We start from the raw sequence: 23,457 nt of genomic DNA on the forward strand, positions 1-23,457 counted from the left end.
GGCCCGAAGGTCCCCTGCTTTCCCCCGTAGGGCGTATGCGGTATTAGCCGTCGTTTCCAACGGTTATCCCCCTCGACCGGGCAGATCCCCAAGCATTACTCACCCGTCCGCCGCTCGTCAGCAAAAGTAGCAAGCTACTCTCCTGTTACCGCTCGACTTGCATGTGTTAGGCCTGCCGCCAGCGTTCAATCTGAGCCATGATCAAACTCTTCAATTAAAGATTTGATGCTCAATGAATATCTGAATTGCTGCTATTGCTAGTGCACTTCACAAATCATTGAAAAACAATATTTTTTGTTTCTCAATCGACTGCGAGTGCCCACACAGTTTGCTTGATAAATTGTTAAAGAGCGTTGACCGCTTTCGCTGGTCAGGGCTGCGTATTCTACGCAACTCTTGGTGTTCGTCAAGCGTTGATTTGAACTTTGTTTTGTTCGTTTTCAACGTTTGTGACCGTAGGCCGCTTGCCCCGTGTCAGTGGATGCGCATTATAGGGAGCCGCGATTTTTGCGCAAGGGCTTTTTTGACAAAAATATGGCTTTTAGCGCCGAACGCTCAAACCTTGAACAAAGCGTTTATATTTACAACTTTTCCTGCTCTTCTACCGCATCGGAGTGTCCTAAACGAGTCACTAACAGCTGATCTATCTTATAGCTGTCAATGTCCACCACTTCGAACTTGTAGCCTGCATGCAGTACAAAGTCGGTACGCTTGGGAATTTTACGCAACATATACATCATAAAGCCGGCAATGGTTTCGTAGTTTTCATCTTCCGGGAACTCATCAATATTCAGTACTCGCATCACATCTTCCAGTGGTGTCAGCCCTTCCACCAGCCAGGAGCTGGCATCACGGGACACTATCTGCTCTTCCTGATGTTGTACCAATTCCCCCATTACTATGCTCATTACGTCTTTAAGGGTAATGATGCCCACCACCAGCGCATATTCGTTCATAATGATGGCAAAGTCCTCGCCCGCCGTCTTGAAGTGCTCCAGCACCTCATACATGGACAGCGTATCGGGAATGATCAGCGGGATACGCAGTATTCCTTCCTTTTGCAGAGAAATAGGCTGCTGGTGTAATACCTGCATCAGAATGTCACGAGAGTCCACGTAACCCACGACCCTGTCCAGGGTATCTTCGCATACCAGAAACTTGGCGTGAGGATGCTCAGCAATCTTGGCCTTGATGTCTTCCTGATCTTCGTGAAGGTTGAAATAGATAAGGCTTTCCCGGGTAGTCATGGCCGAGGTGACAGTACGCGACTCCATTTCAAATACGTTTTCGATGAGATGATGCTCCTGCTCCTGCAGCACGCCGGCCTGTGCGCCGGCATCCATCATGGCAATGATGTCCTCGGGGGTAATTTCATCCTTACGCATGGTAGGTACATGAAACAGCCGGAACAACAGATTGGCCAGACCGTTGAACAGCCATACCAGCGGCCGGAACAGCACTATCATAAACCCCATGGGACGCACGACTGCCACTGCAATTTTCTCGGGAGCAATCATGGCCAGCCGCTTGGGTATCAGGTCCGCAAACAAAATGAACAAGGAAGTGACCATAAAGAAGGACCCGAAGAAAGCGGCCTTATCTACCCAGGAGCCGTCAAAAAACAGACCGAACAGACCTTTGGTGAAGGGAGTGAAGGCCGATTCTCCGATTATGCCACCCAGGATGGCTACAGCATTGAGCCCTATCTGTACTATGGTGAAAAAATTTCCGGGCTGCTCCTGTAATAACAGTACCTTTTCAGCATTGAGGTTACCGTCGCTGGCCATCAGCCGCAGTTTCATTTTACGTGCCGCCGCCAGGGCGATTTCGGAAACGGAAAAAAATGAGCTGATCGCTACCAGCAGCAGAATAATCAGCACTTGCTCAAAGGTTGTCATGGTCAGGTATTACCGTCTGGAGGAGTGTTCTGCCAACAAAAGACTGACAGAAGAAATAAAACGCATGAAATTTAACCCAATAACGATTTTTTTTCCATTAATCCTGCTATGCAAACCTGGTTCACACTCAGCCTGAGGAACTTTTTCAGCCTGGCGTGATTGTGCAGCTAAAAGGTACAAGAATGAAAGGGCAGCCCCAGACTATGGGCAAGACAACATAGTGTCGCAGTTGAGAGAAAGCGTGTAGAGCATCGTCACCGGCGATATGATATGTCATACAGGCTACAGAAAACGTATGGAGGGTTATGACTCTGTCAAGACTATCACTGTTCACCAGCTTACTGTTTGTATTGACGGTTTCCTGTTATGTAAAAGCCGAAAGCAAAGAATATTGGACCTATCAGGAATATATGAATGCCTTTCCTGAGCAACAACAGCGTGAGCAAACCTTTGCAGAGCGCGTGCGACAACCGGTTACAGAAAAATCCTCAAAGATAGCCACTCCCCTGAACATTGCCATGCTTACACCCGATGTGCAGGCATCAGACTACTGGTGGCGCAACCGTATCAGCATGGCACGCCGCCTGCAGGAGATGGGCATCCCTTTTTCACTGACCAGCTACTCATTCCAGCCGGCTACCACCATGCGCCAGCAGGAACAGTTGCTCGCTGATGCGCTGAAGAGCAATCCCGACTACCTGATTTTTACACTTAATGCACTGCGCCATAGAGTACTGGTAGAAAAGATTCTTGCCCGTGGTCATCCTAAGCTTATCCTGATGAACATCACCACCCCCCTTAAACACTGGCAGCATAATCAACCTTTCTTCTATGTTGGCTTTGATCACCGGGAGGGAACCCGACAGTTAAAGGAAGCCATAAAAAAAATGCTTGGGTCCGAGGCTAACTACCTGATGCTTTACGGAACACGGGGCTATATCAGTGAAGTAAGGGGTGATGAGTTTATTCGTCTTACTGCCACCAATCCCGGTTACCAGCTGCGTAATGCATTCTATACCGATGTAAAACCGGACATCGCCAGACAAGCAGTGTTACAGGCACTGAATGATGATAAAGACATTAACCTGATTTATGCCTGCACAACTGACATCGCCTTGGGGGCCGCCGATGCTGTAAAACAACTGGGCCTTCAGAACAGGGTTATTCTTAATGGCTGGGGTGGCGGTATAGCGGAGCTGGATGCGATTGCCAAAGGGGATCTCGATATCACTGTCATGCGCATGAACGACGATAATGGTATCGCCATGGCAGAAGCCATCCGCCTTGATCAGGAAAATAAACCCGAGCAAATTCCCTTAATCTACAGCGGTGACTTTGCCATTGTGGATCGACACACGCCAGCCGCAGAAATGGAGCAGCTAAAAGCGCATGCCTTCCGTTACTCTCAATAAAAAACCTGTTACTCCCTTGCTCAGAGTACTGTTAGGAGCACTGCTGCCGGCTTTTATGCTACTGGCTGCCGCCTTGCTGCTGCTGACCTATCGCAGCACCTCAACCATGGTCAATAACAGTATTCAGCAGCAACTGGAAAGTGCCAGTGCTCGCCTGCAGATCCTGATGAGCAGCTACCTCAACAGCCTGGATGGCGTTCTTTCGGCAACAGCAGAGCAACCGGAAATAGCGCAGGCATTAAAAACTGACAACACACAACTGGCACAAAAAAGGTTGCAAGATACACTGTATCACCGCAATGGAGAGCTGCTTGATTTACTGATGATCAGTAAAGGAGGACAGCACTGGATCAATATGAGCTCACCACTGTATATAACCCGCCACAGACTACATCAGTTAATTACTTCCCCACCACTGTACAACCAGTGGATCAGCGCCGAGCTGAAAGCTCCTTTAAATACATTATTTACACTAACGCAACGTTATCCTGTGATATCTCCTGACTCGGGCCGAGTAATAGGCAGCTTGCTGGGAGGTATTGTGCTTAACGATAACCTTACGCTACTGCGACAGCTCGGGCAGGGAGCTGAAAATCTCAGCATACAACTCATTCTGAACAACAAACCGGCGGGGTATGCTTATGTGAACAACAATAATATTGAGACGGATATAATAACAAAAATCCTCTCGCTCCAGCAGTCTTACGGGCAATATCAGGGGCACTATTTTAGTCTGCAACCAATTGAAATAAATGGTGAAGTCAATGAACTAAAATTGCTGTTAGTCACAGACAATACCATTGCCCAGCAACTGCAGGAGGCCTATGGCCATCACACACTGCTGGCCCTTATGCTGGTGTTAATTACTGCATTGCTGCTGTCTTTATATACCCTCAGACTGATCTCACTGCCTCTTGCTGACTTGACCCGCTTTGCTGAAAAAATACGCAGAGGCCAGCACGCTACCTTCTCACCGGATCGTATTCAGGAATTTAATTTCCTGGGTAACAGCCTGGAAAGTATGGTGTCAGCGCTGCAGCAAAAAGAGCAGCGACTCACTCATCTGTTTGACGCAGCCAACTCCGCGGCCATTATTATTGGCAACAACAATGAAATTCAGGCGATAAACCATGCCGCCGCAGCCTTGTTCAAAAGAAGCCGGGAGCAGCTCGCCGGTACCATGCTCTCTCATTATTTCACTCCTGAGCAACTGGCTCCCCTGCTACAAGCCATTCATCAGGCCAGAAAGGGTAACAAAGTAGATGGAGTTGAAACCCGGATGGGCTCTCTGCCTCACCGGCCCAGTTACCAGCTATGGACACTGGCACCCGTGTTTAATAACGGTCTGGTAACGGCTGTGCAGTTACAGGGGCAGGATATTACGCGCATTAAACAGGTAGAAGCTTCATTACAGCTGAACAATCTGGTAATGGCCAATATGCTGGAAGCGGTGATGATCTTTGATCAGCAACGCCGGCTGGTGTATGCCAATCCAGCCTATCATCACATTACCGGATATACCCTGGATGATAAGCTGGGGCAGCCTCCCCATCTGGCACTGCCGCTGGCAGCCACAAAAAGTGTCGATCCGTGGCAACATATTGATGAGCAAGGCCACTGGCAGGGGGAAATAAAATGTGAGCTGACTCCGGGTCACATCAGCGCCATCTGGCTGTCTATTCGAGGACTGAATAATGAACACGGAAACATCAGTCATTATGTAGTAGTGTTTTCTGAGCGATAAAAAAACCCGGGAAATCCCGGGTTTTCTGTTATTCAACCGTAACGCTTTTGGCTAAATTTCTGGGTTGATCCACATCGGTTCCTTTTATCAAGGCCACATAATAAGACAGCAGCTGCAGCGGCACAGTGTAAACAATGGGCGCAATCACTTCGTCTACGTGCTCCAATGACATTACCCGCATGGTGGCATCTCCTTTAAAGCCGGCCTGTTTGTCGGCAAATACATAGAGAATGCCGCCCCGGGCACGCACTTCTTCCACGTTGGATTTCAGTTTCTCCAGCAGCTCGTTGTTGGGTGCTACCACGATAATCGGCATATCAGCGTCGATCAGCGCCAGCGGGCCGTGCTTGAGCTCGCCGGCGGCATAGGCCTCGGCGTGAATATAGGAGATTTCCTTGAGCTTGAGCGCCCCTTCCATGGCGATGGGGTACTGCTCGCCCCGGCCCAGGAACAGGCTGTGGTACTTGTCGGCAAACTCTTCCGCCAGCAGCTCGATGTCGCCGGCCAGGGCCAGGGTACTGACAATGTGCGCCGGCAGCGAACGCAACGAGCGCACCAGCTCGGCCTCGGTCTGCTCGGTCATGTTGCCCCGGCAACGGCCCACCGCCGCCACCAGCATCAGCAGCGCCACCAGCTGGGTGGTAAAGGCCTTGGTAGAAGCCACGCCAATCTCGGCACCGGCCCGGGTCATAAAGGCCAGATCCGACTCCCGCACCAGAGAGGAGCCGGGCACGTTGCAGATGGTCAGGCTGCTCATGTAGCCGGACTCCTTGGCCAGCCGCAGCGCCGCCAGGGTGTCGGCGGTCTCGCCGCTCTGGGACAGGGTGATCAGCAGGCTGTTGGGGCGCACCACCGACTTGCGGTAGCGAAACTCGGAGGCGATTTCGATATCACAGGGCACGCCAGCCAGCGCTTCGAACCAGTAACGGGCCACCATGCCCGCATGGTAGGAAGTGCCGCAGGCGATCAGCTGAATGTGCTCCACTCGTTCAAAGATATCCCTGGCACCATTGCCAAAGGACTCCACCACCACGCCCTGCTCACTCAGCCGACTTTCAAGCGTGTCGGTAATGGCCTTGGGCTGCTCAAAGATTTCCTTCAGCATATGGTGACGGTATTCACCCTTATCGCCGGCGTCGTGGGTGACGTCCGACTCCTGCTCGGCCCGGGTCACCGGCTGGCCGTCGCTGTTGAAAATATGAATGTCACGGCGGGTCACCTCGGCTACGTCTCCTTCCTCCAGAAACAGGAAGCGGCGGGTCACCGGCAGCAGTGCCAGCTGATCGGAAGCGATAAAGTTCTCGCCTAACCCTAAGCCAATTACCAGGGGGGAACCGGAGCGGGCCACCACCAGGCGGGAAGGATCGTTCACGTCCATCAGCACGGTGCCGTAGGCACCGCGCAGTTCCTTGACCGTAACCTGCAGTGCCGCCAACAGGCTGTCGGTATGCTGACGATGCCAGTGCACCAGATGAGCGATCACCTCGGTGTCGGTATCGGACGCAAACTCGTAGCCTCTCTGCTGCAACTCGGCGCGCAGCTCTTCGTGGTTTTCGATGATGCCGTTATGCACCACGGCAATATTGCCGGACACATGAGGATGGGCGTTGCGTTCCGACGGCTCACCATGGGTGGCCCAGCGGGTGTGAGCAATGCCGGTGCCACCGGCCAGCGGCTGCTGCTCGAGCGCATCGGCCAGCGCCTGCACCTTACCCAGACGGCGCATTCGGCCCAGCTGGTTGTCGTGAATAATGGCCACCCCGGCAGAGTCGTAACCCCGGTATTCCAGACGGCGCAGGCCTTCCACCAGAATTTCTGCCACATCACGCTGGGCCACCGCCCCTACAATTCCACACATGCTCTACATCCTCGTTATTCGGGTGCTATCACCAAAGTGATGCCCTTTTGCTGTAACTGTTGTTGATCTGTCTCGCTGATGCCGCTGTCGGTAACCAGGGTATGAATACGGCTCCAGGGCAGCTCCAGATTGGGTATTCTGCGGCCCAGCTTGTCCGACTCCACCATCACCACCACTTCCCGGGCCACCTCGGCCATCACTCGCGACAGGCCGGTGAGTTCGTTAAAGGTGGTGGTGCCCCGTTCCAGATCGATGCCGTCGGCACCGATAAACAGCTGATCAAAGTCGTAGGAGCGCAGCACCTGTTCGGCCACCTGGCCCTGAAATGACTCGGAGGATGGATCCCAGGTGCCGCCGGTCATCAGCAAGGTCGGCTCGGGCTCCAGCTCGCGCACCGCGTTGGCAATAGCCAGGGAGTTGGTCATCACCACCAGGCCGTGTTTGTGGCCCAGCTCGCCCAGCAGTGCCGCCGTGGTGCTGCCGCTGTCGATAATGATACGGTTGTGATCGCGAATGCGCGCCGCCGCCGCCCGGGCCAGTGATTGCTTTCGTTTCGAAACCGGCTCGGCAGGGTTTTCCGCCACCATCTCGCTCGGCACCGGCACGGCCCCGCCATAACGCCGCAGCAGCAGGCCGTTTTTCTCAAGGGCCGTGAGATCCTTGCGAATGGTGACTTCCGATGTGTCGAAACGCCGGGCCAGCTCATCCACGGTCACTTCCCCCTGCTCGGCCAGCAGAGAGACGATGGTATGGCGGCGTTGTTGCGTATTACGTTTCGACATAATGGCTTAAGTTTCGGTTTGAAAGCAGAATGCTAACAGAACAAAACAAAACCGATCAACCAAAAGAAAGCTGTCAGCCGTAAGCTGTAAGTGATCAGCAGCCCGAGTTGCCGGATGAATACGGTGGAGAGATAACATTTTCAGGCGAATGCAGGATCAAAAAAAGCGCCTGTGAAATCACAGACGCGCTTATTTGTTTATCTTAAAGCTGACAGCTTATAGCTTCTTTTTAACGGGACGAGGCCAGTTTTTGATATGGCGCTGAGCCACACGGGTGATCACCAGCTCGGCTTCGGCCACGTCTTTGGTCACGGTACTGCCGGCCCCCAGAGTAGCATTCTTGCCGATGCGCACCGGGGCCACCAATTGGGTATCGGAGCCGACAAAGACGCCGTCTTCAATGATGGTCTGGAACTTGTTGACGCCGTCATAGTTGCAGGTGATGGTGCCGGCACCGATGTTCACCCCCGCACCTATCTCGGCATCGCCCAGATAGGTCAGGTGGCCCGCCTTGGAGCCCTTGCCCAGCCGGGCCTTTTTCATTTCCACAAAGTTGCCGACATGGGCGTCTTCACCCAGCACGGCACCAGGGCGCAGACGGGCAAAGGGGCCGGCGCTGCTGGCGCTGCCCAGCTCGGCGTTTTCGACGATGGAGTAGGGTTTCACCTCGGCATCGTCACCGATCACGCAGTTTTTGAGAATGACACCGGCGCCAATTTTGACTCTGTTGCCCAGGCGCACGTCACCCTCGATGATCACATTCACGTCGATCACCACTTCCTCGCCGGCAGTCAGACTGCCGCGCAGATCAAACCGGGCCGGATCCAGCAGGCTGACACCCTCACGCATCAGCCGCTCGGCCTGCATGTTCTGATAGGCCCGTTCCAGGCCCGCCAGCTGCACGCGATCGTTGGCACCTTCCACTTCAGCTGTGCTGGCCGGTTGTACGGTAGCAATATCACAGCCATCGCGGTGAGCCATGGCGAAAATGTCGGTGAGGTAATACTCCCCCTGAGCGTTATCGTTGTTAAGCTCGCCCAGCCAGGCCCTGAGCCGGCCGGCCTCGGCCACCAGCACGCCTGTGTTCACCTCGGTAATAGCCAGCTGTTCAGGGCTGGCGTCCTTCTGCTCAACAATACCGGTAACCTTGCCGTTTTCCCGCACGATGCGGCCATAACCGGTGGGGTTGGCAAGGCTCACAGTGAGCAGGCCCACGCCACCATTGGGCTGGGCGGCAATCAGCCGCTGCAGGGTCTCCGCCTGCAGCAGCGGTGTGTCGCCGTAGAGCACCAACACCTTGGCATCGTCGGCAATATCGGGCAGCGCCACCGCCACTGCATGGCCGGTGCCCAGTTGCTCGGCCTGATGGGTCCAGTGCAGCTCCGGCGCCTGAATGCGTGCTTTCAGCTGGTCGGCACCATGGCCGTAGACCAGATGAATGCCGTCCACCTCGCAGGCACGGGCGGCATCAATCACATGGGCCACCATGGGTTTGCCGGCCACTGAGTGCAGCACCTTGGGAAGAGAAGAGCGCATGCGGGTGCCCTTGCCCGCCGCCAGAATTACCGCCTGAATCGTCATGAACCTATATCCCGTTTGAAATGACCGTGAGGAGTGAGGAGGTAGAGGTAAGGAGTAAAACCCCGTTTGCAGAACGGTTGTTTCTCCTCACCCTTCACTCCTGACACCTCTCCGTTAATGCCGGTATTGTGATTTTTTTGCAAAAAAAAAGCGACCCTGAGGCCGCTTTTTCGAACGTTAGGCTTAACGAACGTTTTTCTTAACCAACTGCAGCACGCGCAGTTTCGCCATGGCCCGGGCCAGTTCGGCAGCTGCTTCTGCATAGTCCACATCATGTGAGGAGTTCTGCAGCTTGGCTTCTGCCGAGCGTTTGGCTTCTTCGGCCTTGGCTTTATCCAGATCTTCGGCGCGAATTGCAGTGTCGGCCAATACCATGACACTGCTGTTCTGCACTTCCAGCATGCCGCCGGAAACATACAGAACTTCCTGCTCACCAGCCTTGGTAACGTATTGCACCAGACCGGGACGGATTGCCGTCAGCAGGGGGGCGTGTCCGTAACGAACGCCCAATTCACCCTCAGAGCCGGAAACAGTCACCGCGGTCACAGAGCCGGAAAACAGACGCTTCTCGGCACTGACGATGTCCAGATGAAAGTTATACTCAGCCATCAGGCCCTCCTTAGAGGCTTACAGTTTCTTGGCTTTTTCGACCGCTTCGTCGATGGAGCCAACCATGTAGAACGCCTGCTCGGGCAGTGTGTCGTAGTCACCGTTCAGAATGCCCTGGAAGCCGGCAATGGTGTCTTTCAGAGACACATACTTGCCGGGGGCACCGGTGAATACTTCGGCCACGAAGAACGGCTGAGACAGGAAACGCTCAATTTTACGGGCGCGGGCCACAGTCAGCTTGTCATCTTCAGACAGTTCATCCATACCCAGAATGGCGATGATGTCCTTCAGCTCTTTATAGCGCTGCAGTACAGTCTGTACACCACGGGCAACAGAATAGTGCTCTTCACCAACTACCTGCGGATCCAGCTGACGGCTGGTGGAGTCCAGCGGGTCAACGGCCGGGTAGATACCCAGAGCAGCAATCTGACGGCTCAGTACCACGGTCGCATCCAGGTGAGCGAAGGTGGTGGCCGGAGACGGATCGGTCAAGTCATCCGCAGGCACGTATACGGCCTGTACAGAGGTGATGGAGCCGGTCTTGGTAGAGGTGATACGCTCCTGCAGAACGCCCATCTCTTCGGCCAGAGTCGGCTGGTAACCTACTGCAGAAGGCATACGGCCCAGCAGTGCGGATACTTCGGTACCGGCCAGGGTGTAACGGTAGATGTTGTCCACGAACAACAGTACGTCACGACCTTCTTCACGGAACTTCTCAGCCATGGTCAGACCGGTCAGGGCCACGCGCAGACGGTTGCCGGGCGGCTCGTTCATCTGACCGTATACCAGAGATACCTTGTCCAGTACGTTGGAGTCGGTCATTTCATGGTAGAAGTCGTTACCTTCACGGGTACGCTCACCTACACCGGCAAATACGGAGTAACCGCTGTGCTCGATGGCGATGTTACGGATCAGTTCCATCATGTTTACGGTTTTGCCTACACCGGCACCACCGAACAGACCAACCTTACCACCCTTGGCGAAGGGGCATACCAGGTCGATTACCTTGATGCCGGTTTCCAGCAGCTCGGCAGAGCTGGACTGCTCTTCGTAGCTGGGGGCTTCACGGTGAATGGACCAGCGCTCTTCTTCGCCGATGTCGCCTTTCTCATCAATGGGGTTACCCAGAACGTCCATGATGCGACCCAGGGTCTGTACACCTACCGGCACCTGAATGGGCTTGTTGGTGTTTTCGATTTCCAGACCACGGCGCAGGCCGTCGGAAGAACCCATGGCGATACAACGAACAACGCCGCCGCCGATTTGCTGCTGCACTTCCAGAACCAGACCCTGGCCCTGGCCTTCCGTCGTAATCTTCAGCGCATCGTAAACGTGGGGAACCGCATCTTGCGGGAATTCCACGTCAACAACGGCGCCGATGATTTGGACTATGATACCCTTACTCATGTCAAATCCTCTAAACCTTTGAATACCTTTGCCTTATACGGCACCGGCCCCGGCAACAATCTCACTCAGCTCCTGGGTAATGGCGGCCTGACGGGCCTTGTTATACACCAGTTGCAGATCGTTGATGAGGTTACCGGCGTTATCGGTGGCGGCTTTCATCGCTACCATCCGGGCCGCCTGTTCGCTGGCCAGGTTCTCGACTACACCCTGATAAACCTGGGATTCCACAAAACGTACCAGCAACGTGTCCAGCAGCGATTTGGGATCCGGTTCATAGAGGTAGTCCCAGCTGTGGCTGGCCACTTCTTCATCCGATGCAGGCAAAGGCAACAGTTGATCGACTGTCGGCTTTTGCACCATGGTGTTTTCAAACTTGTTGTACACCAGGTACAGCTTATCTATCTCGCCCTTGTCGTACGCTTCCAGCATGACGCTGACAGAGCCAATCAGGCTATCCAGTGAGGGGTTGTCGCCCAGACCAGAAGTCTGTGCCAGTACCTTGCCACCATAGCGGTTGAAAAAACTCACCGCTTTGCTGCCAACCAGGCACATGTCAACGCCCACACCCTTGTCGGTGTATGCTTTCATTTCGTTCATGGCGGCTTTGAACACGTTGATGTTCAGACCACCACAAAGGCCACGATCGGTGGAGACGATAATAAAGCCTACGCGCTTGACCTCACGGTCTTCCAGATAGGGGTGCTTGTATTCCAGGTTCCCCTGCGCGATGTGGCCGATCACCTTGCGTATGGTTTCAGCGTATGGGCGGCTGTGGTCCATGCGATCCTGCGCTTTGCGCATTTTCGAGGCGGCCACCATCTCCATAGCGCTGGTGATCTTCTGAGTGTTTTTCACACTCCCGATCTTGCTACGTATTTCTTTTGCGCCGGCCATGTCGCTTCTCCAATTCAGGTGGCAGCAATAAACGCTGCCACATGGTTACCAGGACTGGGTAGCCTTGAAGCTATCCAGCAACGCAGTCAGCTGAGCCACAACATCTTTGTTGTAGTCGGCTTTCTCGTTGATCTCCGCCATCAGGGCGGCATGTTCTGAATTGGCGTAAGCGATCAGGGCCTCTTCGAACGTAGTGATGAGCTTCAGCTCAACATCGTCCAGGTAGCCGTTTTCAGCAGCGAACAGAGACAGCGCCTGCTCAGCAACGGACATGGGGCGATATTGCTTCTGCTTCATCAGCTCGGTCACTTTCTGGCCGTGATTCAGCTGCTTGCGGGTCGCATCGTCCAGATCGGAGGAGAACTGGGCAAAGGCCGCCAGTTCACGATACTGAGCCAGGGCGGTACGGATACCACCAGACAGCTTCTTGATGATCTTGGTCTGGGCTGCACCACCTACCCGGGATACGGAGATACCCGGATCAACCGCCGGACGAATACCGGAGTTGAACAGTTCGGTGGTCAGGAAGATCTGACCGTCGGTGATGGAGATCACGTTGGTCGGTACGAACGCAGACACGTCACCGGCCTGAGTTTCAATGATCGGCAGCGCAGTCAGTGAGCCAGTCTGACCTTTCACTTCGCCATTGGTGAACTTCTCAACGTAGTCGGCAGACACACGAGAAGCACGCTCCAGCAGACGGGAGTGCAGGTAGAAAACGTCACCCGGGTAGGCTTCACGGCCCGGCGGACGACGCAGCAGCAGAGAGATCTGACGGTAAGCAACGGCCTGCTTGGACAGGTCATCGTACACGATCAGGGCATCTTCACCGCGGTCACGGAAGTATTCACCCATGGCACAACCAGCGTAAGGCGCCAGGTACTGCAGGGCAGCAGACTCGGACGCAGAAGCCACCACGACGATGGTGTTCTTCAGCGCGTCATGCTCTTCCAGCTTGCGAACCACGTTGGCAATGGTGGACGCTTTCTGGCCGATGGCCACGTACACACACTTAATGCCGGAGTCTTTCTGGTTGATGATGGCGTCAACAGCCAGAGCGGTTTTACCCACCTGACGGTCACCGATGATCAGCTCACGCTGACCACGGCCGATCGGAATCATGGCGTCAACAGCCTTGTAACCGGTCTGTACCGGCTGGTCTACTGACTGACGATCGATTACGCCGGGAGCGATCACTTCTACCGGAGAAGTAGTATCGGTCTCGATGGCGCCCTTACCGTCAATCGGCTCACCCAGAGTGTTAACCACACGACCCAGCAGGCTGCGGCCTACCGGAACTTCCAGGATACGACCAGTAGACTGAACCTTGGTGCCTTCGGCCAGGTCGGCGTAAGGACCCATCACCACGGCACCCACGGAGTCACGCTCCAGGTTCAGTGCCAGGGCATAACGTTTGCCCGGCAGTTCAATCATTTCACCTTGCATGATGTCAGCAAGGCCGTGAATACGAATGATGCCATCGCTTACAGAAACGATGGTACCTTCGTTTCGTGCTTCACTGACAACATTGAATTGCTCGATGCGCTGTTTGATCAGCTCGGCAATTTCAGTTGAATTCAGTTGCATGCTCTATTCCCCAATCAAGATTGCAGCGTTTCGGCCAAGCGGGACAGACGGCCCCGCACACTTCCGTCGATTACCATATCACCGGCGGTAATGATGATGCCGGCCATCAGGCTCTTGTCGACGCTGCAATTCAGGTTCACCTTGCGTCCCAGACGCTGTTCCAGTGAGGCCTGAATCTTGGCCACTTGTTGCTTGGTCAATTTGGCGGCCGATACCACATTGGCGTCAATCACCCGGTCCAGTTCCGCCTTCAATGCGGCGAACTCCTGTACCACTGCCGGCAACACACTCAAGCGTCCGTTTACGGCCATTACCCGAATCAGGTTCTGGCCTTGCTCGTCAAGCTGTTCGCCACAGACAGCCAAAAACACGTCGGCCATCTTTTCCGCGTTCAGATCGCTGCCAAGCACCTGGGCCATGCTGTCGTTTTGTGCCACTTCGGCAGCAAACGTCAGCATGGACAACCAGTTCTCGACCGCTTTTTTCTCAACGGCAAAATCGAAAGCTGCTTTGGCATAGGGGCGAGCAATGGTTTTCATTTCCATGGCTCTAGTTCCCTTACAGTTCAGCTACTACTTTCTCTACAATGTCGCTGTTGGCAGCGGCATCAATCTGACGCTCGAGGATTCTCTCTGCACCCACCAGGGCAAGAGCAGCAACCTGCTTACGCAGTTCCTCTTTGACACGATTGCGTTCGGCTTCAACTTCAGCCTGGGCTTGTGCCAGAATCTTTTCACGCTCGGCCTGGGCCTCACGCGTTGCATCCTCGATGATCTGGGCCTTACGCTTGTTAGCCAGCTCAATAATTTGAGCAGACTCCAGCTTGGCTTCCTTCAGCTGTTCGGTTGCATTAGTCTGCGCCAGGGCCAGGTCTTTCTTGGCACGCTCGGCCGAAGACAGACCGTCAGCAATTTCTTTCTGACGCTTTTCGATGGCATCCATAATAGGAGGCCATACATACTTCATGCAGAACCAAACGAAGATGATAAACGCGATCGTTTGACCGAGGATTGTTGCGTTCATGTTCATCGCAACTCTCCTTTAAAGTTGGTTAGCAGACTGATTAACGTACCGGGCCATTAAGCGGCAACGGCGAAGATCAGGTACAGAGCCATACCAACGGTGATCATCGGGATGGCGTCAACCAGACCTACCACGATGAAGAAGTTGCCGCGCAGGGCAGGCAGCATGTCAGGCTGGCGAGCAGCACTTTCCAGGAACTTGCCACCCAGCATAGAGATACCGATAGCACCACCGATAGAAGCCAGACCCAGCATGAGAGAGGCAGCGATGAAAATCATTTCCATTTTATTTCTCCAATTGTTAGCGGTTAGAACGACAGCTTGTTAAATTTTTGTTATCTTAAATTAATGTTCTTCATAGGCCATCGACAGATAGACGACGGTCAGGATCATGAAGATGAAAGCCTGCAGGGTGATAATCAGAATGTGGAATATCGCCCACGGCACATTAAGGACCCATTGAGACCACCACGGCAGCAGGCCAGCGATAAGGATGAAAATCATCTCACCGGCATACATGTTACCGAACAGTCGCAGACCCAGGGAGATGGGTTTAGCGATCAGGGCAACGGTCTCAAGCACCAGGTTAACGGGAATCATGGACCAGTGGTTCAGCGGTTGCATGGTCAGCTCTTTTACAAAGCCGGACACGCCTTTCATCTTGATGCTGTAGAAAATGATCAAGAAGAAAACACCAAACGCCATGGACATGGTGATGTTAACATCGGCGGAAGGAACAACCCTCAGGTAAGGAACGCCCAGCAATTGAGCACCGTAGGGCAGATAGTCGACCGGGAGAAGATCCATCAGGTTCATCAGGAATACCCAGACAAAAATAGTCAGCGCCAATGGGGCAACCAACGCACTTTTGCCATGGAAGACGTCCTTGACGGATTTATCCACGAATTCAACCAGCAGCTCAACGGCACATTGCCACTTGCCCGGAACTCCGGAAGTTGCACGGGATGCAACCTTGTTGAAGCTCCACAAGAACAGCGCACCCAGGACAACGGAAACAAGCAAAGAATCGATATTCAACGCCCAGAATCCCGAACCAACCTGCAGATGAGCCAGGTGGTGAGAGATATAACCCTGGGAAGTTAGGACATCTCCTGTTGCAGCCATGTGTTTTCCTAGTAACGGTTGTTGAGAGTGAATGAAAGAATCCACTGCATCAGCAATGCCAGGGCGTAAGCCGTGTACAGGGGCAAGATACTTACCTCCATGTACTTGAACACCACAATGAATAACAAAATGGTGCTGGCCAGCTTAATCCCTGCCCCGCTGTAAAAGCTCGCCACAATGCTTTGCGGCGTGGCGTCGCTGGTACTTTTGATCAGCACCACCACACTGAAAAGGCATTGGGGAACCCAGTAGATTCCGCCCCCCAAGAGAGCGGAACGAGCGGCGGCCTCGTTTTGTCCTAAACCGAACAAAGCGGTGACTGCCACCACCAGAAGTAACTGATAACTCAGAATTACCAGCGCCACTTGTCTGTCACTGAGGTGCCGGGTTTTCTGCTTCACAACCACTCCTGATACAGTTAGGGGCCTTCCCGATGCACTTCCACCGGTTAAGCCCCAAAAAAGCAGGTCAAATTATACCCGTGAACGCCACAAATGCAATTACACTAAATCCTTATTTTTCGCGGATTTCAGTGCTTTTTTTATGCATTTTCAGCACACTTGTGTTGACTGAAGGTTTACTACAATTTTTGCACAAACCTACTTGTCAGCGTCATCGCCAATGCCAAAGAAATGGCCAATTTTATCCAGCTCATTCAACGAGTTATAGGAAATAACCAGCTTACCTTTATCTTTACCCGATGACTTTATTTCTACTTTTATCCCTAATTTTTCACCAAACTCCTGCTCAAGCTGGGTCATGAACAGAGAACGAGGCTGCTCATTTTTCGGCTTTTGCGGCGAAAGTACCTGTTTCACCAATTTTTCGGTTTCGCGTACCGTCAGTCCTTTTTGCACCACGATATGAGCGGTTTGAGACTGAAGTTCAGCTTCCAGAGCCAGTAATGCACGAGCATGGCCCATTTCCAGTGAGCCGTGCTCAACCAGCTGCTTGACGTCATCGTTGAGCTGATTAAGACGCAGCAGGTTACTTACCGCACTGCGGCTTTTGCCCACGGCATCGGCCACCGTCTGGTGAGTGAATGCAAACTCTTCAATCAGCCGGGTCAGGGCACGGGCTTCTTCCATCACGTTGAGATCTTCGCGCTGAATGTTTTCAATCAGGCCAATGGCCAGCGCCTGCTTGTCAGACACCGGCTTGATCAGCACAGGCACCTTGCCAAGACCGGCCATACGTGCCGCCCGCCAGCGCCGCTCGCCCGCCAGAATTTCATAACCGCCGGCTTCAAGTGGCCGCACTACGATGGGCTGAATGATACCCTGCTGACGAATGGACTCGGCCAGTTCTTCCAGTGCCTGCTGTGACATGTCCCGGCGAGGCTGGTATTTACCCGGCTGCAGGGTATTGATGGCCAGATTTTGTAATTCGCCGCCGGCTCCTGCTTCAGAATGAGTATCGGCCTGTTCCCGGCGCAGATTGGCAGCTGAGCTGGTGCTGAGCAGAGCGTCCAGGCCTTTACCCAGTCCGCGACGTTTCATGTTCATGCTGTCTGTTCTACCTGTTCGGAGTTGGACTGTTCATCTTCAGCCCGGCGAAGAATTTCACCGGCCAGCGCCAGATAGGATTTGGCACCTACCGACGACTTGTCGTAATACATGGCGGGAGTGCCGTGGCTGGGGGCCTCGGCCAGACGGACATTACGCGGAATGACGGTACGATACACCTTGTCGCCGAAATAGCTTTTCAGCTGATCGGACACCTCATTGGACAGGCGGTTGCGGTGATCGTACATGGTGCGCAATATACCCTCGATTTTAAGCTCCGGATTCACCACCGCCGCCAGCTTACTGATGGTATCCACCAGCGCAGTCAGACCTTCCAGTGCAAAATATTCACACTGCATGGGTACCAGCACCGAATCGGCCGCCGACATGGCGTTCACCGTCAGCAGGTTAAGGGATGGCGGGCAATCGATGAAAATGTAGTCATAGTGCTCTCGCACCGGTGCCAGCGCATTACGCAGCCGCACTTCCCGGGCAAAAAATTCCATCAATTTAATCTCGGCGGCGGTCACGTCACCGTTGCCGGCGATCAGGTCATAGCCTCCGCTGGTATCGGTGACCACCACATCGGCTACCGGCAGCTCGTCAACCAACAGCTCATAAGCGGTATTGGCCACCTGGTATTTGTCGACACCGCTGGCCATGGTGGCGTTGCCCTGGGGATCGAGATCGATCACCAGCACATTGCGTTTGGTGGCCGCCATGGATGCGGCCAGATTCACACAAGTAGTAGTTTTACCTACCCCACCTTTCTGATTGGCAATAGCAATGACTTTTCCCACCGAAAACCTCTACTGGCTGGCTTGCGAAATGACCACCAGATGGCGGTCGCCTTCCTGCCCGGGAACGTGCAGCGGATAAACACCGGAGCAGCTCAGGTGGGCGGGCAGGGTTGTTAACTCCTGCGCCGGAATTTGTCCCTTAAGGGCAAGAAAACAACCGTCCGGTGCAGGCAAATGAGCGCACCAGCTTAGCATGTCGTCAAGGGAAGCAAAGGCCCGGCTCAGCACACCGTCGAACTTTTGCTCAGGCTGAAAGGCTTCCACCCGGCTCTGTACCGCTTCCACATTGGTCAGACCGAGCTGATGCACTACGGTGCGAATAAAGCGAATACGTTTACCCAGACTGTCGAGCAGCACAAACTGTTTATCCGGGTTAATAATGGCCAGAGGAAGGCCTGGCAGCCCCGGGCCTGTGCCCACATCGATAAAACGCTTGCCTTCAAGGTAAGGGCTCACTACCAGGCTGTCCATGATATGGCGCACCAGCATGGCTTGCGGATCCCGAACCGAGGTGAGGTTATAGGCTTTGTTCCACTTGTGCAGCAAACTCACCAGTGCGATCAGCTGCTCGGCCTGTGATTCACTTACGTCAAGACTGGTCTCGGCCAGCAGCGAGTTCAGTTGTTGCAGCATCATAAACCTCAGGCCGACTTACGCAGCAAACCGCGTTTTTTTAAGTGAACCAGCAAAATGGAAATGGCCGCCGGGGTCACACCGGAAATACGCGATGCCTGCCCCAGGGTTTCCGGGTGAGCCTGGTTGAGCTTGGCGATCACCTCGTTGGACAGGCCGGAGACCTCGGCATAGTCCAGATCCAACGGCAGTTTAGTGTGTTCGTTGCGCAGCTGCTTTTGAATTTCGTCCTTCTGGCGTTCAATGTAACCGGCGTATTTGGTCTGAATTTCTACCTGCTCGGCGGCCTGCTCATGGTCAATGCCAGGGCCGATGCCTTCAATGGCCATCAGGGTAGGGTAATCCAGCTCTGGGCGGCGCAGCAGCTCCTCCAGATTGTGTTCCCGGCTGAGGGGCGTTTTCAGTTTTTCATTCAGCGCCGGAGCGGCGGTGTGATTAGGGTTGATCCAGGTGCTGCGCAGACGCTGACCTTCCTGCTCGATGCGCTCCACCTTGTCGCAGAACAAGGCCCAGCGATGATCGTCCACCAGACCCAGTTTGCGGCCTTCCTCGGTCAGGCGCAGATCGGCATTATCTTCCCGCAGCAGCAGGCGATATTCCGCCCGGCTGGTAAACATGCGGTAGGGCTCCTGTGTACCCAGAGTGGACAGGTCGTCCATCATCACACCCAGATAGGCCTGATCCCGGCGCGGTGACCAGGCATCACGATCAGCGGCACGCAACGCAGCGTTGGTACCGGCCAACAACCCCTGAGCCCCCGCTTCTTCATAACCAGTGGTGCCATTAATCTGGCCGGCAAAGAACAGATTGTGAAGACACTTGTTTTCCATGTTGGATCGCAGATCCCGGGGATCGAAGTAATCGTACTCGATGGCGTAACCCGGTCGCATAATATGAGCCTGCTCAAAACCGCGGATCGAGCGCACTATCTGCAGCTGAACATCAAAGGGCAGACTGGTGGAAATGCCGTTGGGGTAGAGCTCAGTGCTGGTCAGGCCTTCCGGCTCTACAAAGATCTGGTGAGCATTCTTATCGGCAAAGCGCATGATCTTGTCTTCGATCGACGGACAGTAACGAGGCCCGATCCCTTCGATCACGCCGGCATACATGGGGCTGCGATCCAGGTTCTGGCGGATTACCTCATGGGTACGCTCATTGGTGTGGGTGATGTAGCAGGGCACCTGTTGTGGATGATCTGCCCGGCTGCCGATGAAGGAGAATACCGGAGTAGGATTGTCGCCGGGCTGAGCCTGCATTACCGAAAAATTCACGCTATTGGCGTCAATACGGGGCGGAGTGCCGGTTTTCAGGCGGTCGATACGCAGCGGCAGTTCCCGCAAGCGGCTGGCCAGAGCAATGGACGGCGGATCACCGGCACGACCGCCCTGATAGTTATCCATACCGATATGGATGCGGCCATTAAGAAAAGTCCCTACGGTCAACACCACGGTTTTGCCATGAAACCTGAGGCCGGTCTGAGTGATCACGCCGGTAACCGTATCGCCATCGAGGATCAGATCGTCACAGGCCTGCTGAAAGATCTTCAGGTTGGGCTGGTTTTCCAGCCGGGTTCTGACGGCCTGGCGATAAAGCTGACGATCTGCCTGAGCGCGAGTAGCACGAACTGCAGGGCCTTTTGAGGCATTCAGGGTACGAAACTGAATGCCTGCACTGTCTGCAGCCTGAGCCATGATGCCACCCAGGGCATCAATTTCTTTTACCAGATGTCCTTTGCCAATACCGCCGATGGCTGGATTACAGGACATTTGTCCGAGTGTATCGATATTGTGGGTCAGCAGCAGGGTATTGGCTCCCATACGGGCAGCGGCGGCGGCTGCCTCCGTTCCGGCATGACCACCACCTACAACGATGACATCAAATGACTCTTCATATTGCATATCGAACACTCTTGAAACACTCAGCTGAAAGGATCTTTCCCCTCTGTGCCGGCGTGTCGTTGCTACCGGTTTACTCAAGGGGTGCACATTTTAGCTGTTTTACCGAAGGGATGGAAACCGGATCTGGGCGATCCTGCCATCACTTAATAGATCTTAGATCTTTAGATCGATCTTCTGTTGGATCTATTATTAGTGCCGTCAGGATCTGTGAATAAGTGTTATTTGATCAGTCAGATCATTTACTTAAGTGAGATCATTCACTGTGGAAAACGTATCCTGAACCTCAGTATGGATGGTGGTTAACTTGGTGTTTTATCCACATATGCTGACGGGATGAAATTTAATTTATAGGATAACTATAGGTTTAACACCGGTTTGCAGCATACTTATCAACATCTGTGGTTTTTGTCTTGTAAAAAAGATGAATGATCCAATGGCCTGGATCTGTTGATAACTTGGTGGAAGAAAATGCAGATCGCTTTCTGCATTTATGTTAATGATGATCCCGGTCAGCGTGGTATCAGCTGATCCCTGCTTCATTCAGGCACTGATCAAGCCAGATCTGTGCCTTCTGTTCCAAAAGATCTTCCGTTCTTACGTCTATTTCAAGTCGATCGCCGATCCGTGTTCCGCCCAGCTGCGCCAGTTGTTGATCCAGTTTCTGTATGGCGTGGCAAAAGGTATCGTAGCTGCTGTCACCCAGGCCTACTGCGAGATAGTTCAGCTGCTGTAAATCTGGCTGCTGATGCTGCAGAACATCAAGCAAAGGCTGAATATTGTCGGGTAAATCCCCTGCACCATGAGTGGAGCACACCAGCAACAGATAATTATCGGGGGTGATCAAGATGTGATCAAGCTGGGGAGAAGTGTGGATAACCGTTGTATGATCGGCAGACTGCAGATGATCAGCCAGGTCATCTGCCAGATCTTCGGCATTACCAAGGGTGGATCCCACCAGCAGAGTAAAGTGACTCATTTGTGCTCCTGTTATCGTAAAAAGGCTATTCTAGTGCTTATGTTTTCTGCAGGCATAGATTTCGCTGATGGTTTGAAGGCTATGTTACCTGTTCGATTATTGTGCTATTGCTGATTAAGTTACTGTTAATAAAAAGTAAAAAATGTTGTTAAAGTGAACAGGAACTTCTTTTTTTGTTCTAAGAAAGCATAAATATTCTGCTTTTTAGTATATATATTTGGAAATTAGTCATTGACCCGAGAACGGTGCCATATTTCAATAGTATGGGGTCTCGTAAGGTGTATCCCCGATGAGGTTTAGAAACAATAACAAGGAAGACATCGTGACGTATATTCATGACACCATTGTCAAACTGCAGAAGACCAGTCCGGCACAAGCAGAATTTTACCAAGCCGTAGAGGAAGTGCTCGACTCCCTGCAGCCCATTCTCGAAACCAATGAGAAGTACCAGAAACACGCCATCATTGAGCGCATGGTTGAGCCAGAGCGCCAGATCATGTTCCGGGTTCCCTGGGTTGACGATCAGGGCAACGTGCAGGTTAACAAAGGTTACCGCATCGAGTTCAACTCGGCGCTTGGCCCGTACAAGGGCGGTCTGCGTTTCCACCCCAGCGTAAACGCCGGCATTATCAAGTTCCTGGGCTTTGAACAGATTTTCAAAAATGCCCTTACCGGCCTGCCTATCGGTGGTGGTAAAGGTGGTGCCAACTTTGATCCCAAGGGCAAATCCGACGGCGAAATCATGCGCTTCTGCCAGTCCTTCATCAATGAACTGTACCGCCACATCGGCCCGACCACTGACGTGCCCGCCGGCGATATCGGCGTGGGTGCCCGTGAAATTGGCTATATGTTCGGCCAGTACAAGCGCCTGACCGGCAACTACGACGGCGTGTTCACCGGCAAGAGCCTGCTGTGGGGCGGTTCTCTGGTGCGTAAGGAAGCCACCGGTTACGGTTGTGTGTACTTCGCTCAGTATATGCTCGAAGCCAAAGGCGACACTCTGGCCGGCAAGCGCTGTCTGGTGTCCGGTGCCGGTAACGTAGCCATTTACACCATTGAGAAGCTGTATCAGCTGGGTGCTGTTCCGGTGACTTGTTCAGACTCCAGTGGTACCGTATATCACGAAACCGGTATCAACCTGGATACGCTGAAAGAACTGAAGGAAGTACGCAAGGTTCGTCTGAACGAATACGTTGCTGCTCATCCGGAAGCCAAGTTCATTCCTGCCGCCGACTATCCGGCCGATGGTAATGCAGTATGGCGTATACCGGCTCAGCTGGCCTTCCCCTGTGCCACCCAGAACGAGCTGTCTGAAGCCGACGCCAAGGCACTGGTTGCCAACGGTGTGATTGGAGTATCTGAAGGCGCTAATATGCCATCCACTCAGGATGCGGTAGAAGTGTTCCTGGATGCTAAAATCAGCTACGGCCCGGGCAAAGCTGCCAACGCTGGTGGTGTGGCCACCAGTCAGCTGGAAATGGCGCAGAACGCCAGCATGCAGCGCTGGAGCTTTGAAGAAGTGGACGAGAAGCTGAAAGTGATCATGAAGAACATCTTCCTGAACGCCAGCGAAACGGCTGCTGAATTCGGTGAGCCCCACAACCTGGTGCTGGGTGCCAACATTGCCGGTTTCCGCAAGGTAGCCGATGCCATGATTGAGCAGGGCGTGGTGTAACACGACCCCCCTCACCAGCGTAACGTCTAAAGGCCCGGCAGACCGGGCTTT

Annotated in this window: 21 protein-coding genes and 1 rRNA gene; 3 read left to right on the top strand and 19 right to left on the bottom strand. The window is 53.6% G+C overall.

Going from position 1 to position 23,457, the window contains the following annotated elements:
• A 16S ribosomal RNA gene (locus R0I78_RS01845) occupies positions 1-217 on the bottom strand; the annotation flags it as partial.
• A 364-nt stretch (positions 218-581) separates the two neighbouring features.
• A complete protein-coding gene (locus tag R0I78_RS01850) occupies positions 582-1,898 on the bottom strand; it encodes a hemolysin family protein (protein ID WP_019935699.1) in 1,317 nt (438 codons plus the stop codon).
• Positions 1,899-2,203: 305 nt separating this feature from the next.
• Between R0I78_RS01850 and R0I78_RS01855 the strand changes: the two genes are divergently transcribed.
• Together R0I78_RS01855 and R0I78_RS01860 are read left to right on the top strand one after the other, a co-directional pair.
• Positions 2,204-3,310 (top strand): substrate-binding domain-containing protein, encoded by a 1,107-nt coding sequence (locus tag R0I78_RS01855; RefSeq protein WP_317074099.1) that lies wholly within the window; start codon positions 2,204-2,206, stop codon positions 3,308-3,310.
• Complete coding sequence (locus R0I78_RS01860; RefSeq protein WP_317074100.1) at positions 3,288-5,054, top strand: LuxQ periplasmic sensor domain-containing protein; 1,767 nt, start codon at positions 3,288-3,290, stop codon at positions 5,052-5,054. Before R0I78_RS01855 ends, R0I78_RS01860 begins: the two co-directional genes overlap by 23 nt.
• A 28-nt stretch (positions 5,055-5,082) precedes the next feature.
• Here the strand turns inward: R0I78_RS01860 and glmS are convergent, their stop codons facing one another.
• The 17 genes from glmS to mioC form a co-directional block, all read right to left on the bottom strand.
• The gene (gene glmS / locus R0I78_RS01865; protein ID WP_019935696.1) at positions 5,083-6,912 is read right to left on the bottom strand and encodes a glutamine--fructose-6-phosphate transaminase (isomerizing); all 1,830 of its coding nucleotides are present in this window, start codon (positions 6,910-6,912) and stop codon (positions 5,083-5,085) included.
• A gap of 14 nt (positions 6,913-6,926) precedes the next feature.
• The gene (locus R0I78_RS01870; protein WP_019935695.1) at positions 6,927-7,694 is read right to left on the bottom strand and encodes a DeoR/GlpR family DNA-binding transcription regulator; all 768 of its coding nucleotides are present in this window, start codon (positions 7,692-7,694) and stop codon (positions 6,927-6,929) included.
• 216 nt (positions 7,695-7,910) lie between these two features.
• Positions 7,911-9,275: a bifunctional UDP-N-acetylglucosamine diphosphorylase/glucosamine-1-phosphate N-acetyltransferase GlmU gene (gene glmU / locus R0I78_RS01875; RefSeq protein ID WP_317074101.1), complete on the bottom strand. Its 1,365-nt coding sequence runs from the start codon at positions 9,273-9,275 to the stop codon at positions 7,911-7,913.
• Positions 9,276-9,458: 183 nt separating this feature from the next.
• Positions 9,459-9,884 carry a F0F1 ATP synthase subunit epsilon gene (locus R0I78_RS01880; protein ID WP_019935693.1) on the bottom strand — a complete coding sequence of 142 codons (426 nt, stop codon included), beginning with the start codon at positions 9,882-9,884 and terminating at the stop codon, positions 9,459-9,461.
• Positions 9,885-9,902: 18 nt separating this feature from the next.
• The gene (atpD, locus tag R0I78_RS01885) at positions 9,903-11,291 is read right to left on the bottom strand and encodes a F0F1 ATP synthase subunit beta (RefSeq protein ID WP_019935692.1); all 1,389 of its coding nucleotides are present in this window, start codon (positions 11,289-11,291) and stop codon (positions 9,903-9,905) included.
• Between the two features lie 33 nt (positions 11,292-11,324).
• The gene (atpG, locus tag R0I78_RS01890; RefSeq protein WP_019935691.1) at positions 11,325-12,185 is read right to left on the bottom strand and encodes a F0F1 ATP synthase subunit gamma; all 861 of its coding nucleotides are present in this window, start codon (positions 12,183-12,185) and stop codon (positions 11,325-11,327) included.
• Between the two features lie 45 nt (positions 12,186-12,230).
• Positions 12,231-13,772 (bottom strand): F0F1 ATP synthase subunit alpha, encoded by a 1,542-nt coding sequence (atpA, locus tag R0I78_RS01895; protein ID WP_019935690.1) that lies wholly within the window; start codon positions 13,770-13,772, stop codon positions 12,231-12,233.
• Between the two features lie 14 nt (positions 13,773-13,786).
• Entirely contained in the window at positions 13,787-14,317 is a 531-nt protein-coding gene (atpH, locus tag R0I78_RS01900) for a F0F1 ATP synthase subunit delta (protein ID WP_019935689.1), read from the bottom strand.
• A gap of 13 nt (positions 14,318-14,330) precedes the next feature.
• The gene (atpF, locus tag R0I78_RS01905) at positions 14,331-14,801 is read right to left on the bottom strand and encodes a F0F1 ATP synthase subunit B (RefSeq protein ID WP_026344916.1); all 471 of its coding nucleotides are present in this window, start codon (positions 14,799-14,801) and stop codon (positions 14,331-14,333) included.
• 50 nt (positions 14,802-14,851) lie between these two features.
• A complete protein-coding gene (atpE, locus tag R0I78_RS01910) occupies positions 14,852-15,079 on the bottom strand; it encodes a F0F1 ATP synthase subunit C (protein ID WP_317074103.1) in 228 nt (75 codons plus the stop codon).
• 60 nt (positions 15,080-15,139) lie between these two features.
• Positions 15,140-15,919: a F0F1 ATP synthase subunit A gene (atpB, locus tag R0I78_RS01915; RefSeq protein WP_317074104.1), complete on the bottom strand. Its 780-nt coding sequence runs from the start codon at positions 15,917-15,919 to the stop codon at positions 15,140-15,142.
• Positions 15,920-15,927: 8 nt separating this feature from the next.
• Entirely contained in the window at positions 15,928-16,320 is a 393-nt protein-coding gene (locus R0I78_RS01920; RefSeq protein WP_317074105.1) for an ATP synthase subunit I, read from the bottom strand.
• Positions 16,321-16,518: 198 nt separating this feature from the next.
• Positions 16,519-17,424 carry a ParB/RepB/Spo0J family partition protein gene (locus R0I78_RS01925; RefSeq protein ID WP_019935684.1) on the bottom strand — a complete coding sequence of 302 codons (906 nt, stop codon included), beginning with the start codon at positions 17,422-17,424 and terminating at the stop codon, positions 16,519-16,521.
• Positions 17,421-18,224 (bottom strand): ParA family protein, encoded by an 804-nt coding sequence (locus tag R0I78_RS01930; RefSeq protein ID WP_026344915.1) that lies wholly within the window; start codon positions 18,222-18,224, stop codon positions 17,421-17,423. Before R0I78_RS01930 ends, R0I78_RS01925 begins: the two co-directional genes overlap by 4 nt.
• A gap of 9 nt (positions 18,225-18,233) precedes the next feature.
• Positions 18,234-18,857, bottom strand: a complete 624-nt coding sequence (gene rsmG / locus R0I78_RS01935; RefSeq protein WP_317074141.1) for a 16S rRNA (guanine(527)-N(7))-methyltransferase RsmG — start codon at positions 18,855-18,857, stop codon at positions 18,234-18,236.
• Positions 18,858-18,865: 8 nt separating this feature from the next.
• Complete coding sequence (gene mnmG, locus R0I78_RS01940; protein ID WP_019935681.1) at positions 18,866-20,755, bottom strand: tRNA uridine-5-carboxymethylaminomethyl(34) synthesis enzyme MnmG; 1,890 nt, start codon at positions 20,753-20,755, stop codon at positions 18,866-18,868.
• A 520-nt stretch (positions 20,756-21,275) separates the two neighbouring features.
• Positions 21,276-21,731: an FMN-binding protein MioC gene (mioC, locus tag R0I78_RS01945; protein ID WP_317074106.1), complete on the bottom strand. Its 456-nt coding sequence runs from the start codon at positions 21,729-21,731 to the stop codon at positions 21,276-21,278.
• 322 nt (positions 21,732-22,053) lie between these two features.
• Here mioC and gdhA point away from each other — a divergent pair, with 322 nt between their 5' ends.
• Positions 22,054-23,406 (top strand): NADP-specific glutamate dehydrogenase, encoded by a 1,353-nt coding sequence (gene gdhA, locus R0I78_RS01950; RefSeq protein WP_317074107.1) that lies wholly within the window; start codon positions 22,054-22,056, stop codon positions 23,404-23,406.
• Positions 23,407-23,457 lie beyond the last annotated feature (51 nt).

The organism is Oceanimonas sp. CAM02, assembly GCF_032842915.1.
Taxonomy (GTDB): Bacteria; Pseudomonadota; Gammaproteobacteria; order Enterobacterales; family Aeromonadaceae; genus Oceanimonas; species Oceanimonas smirnovii.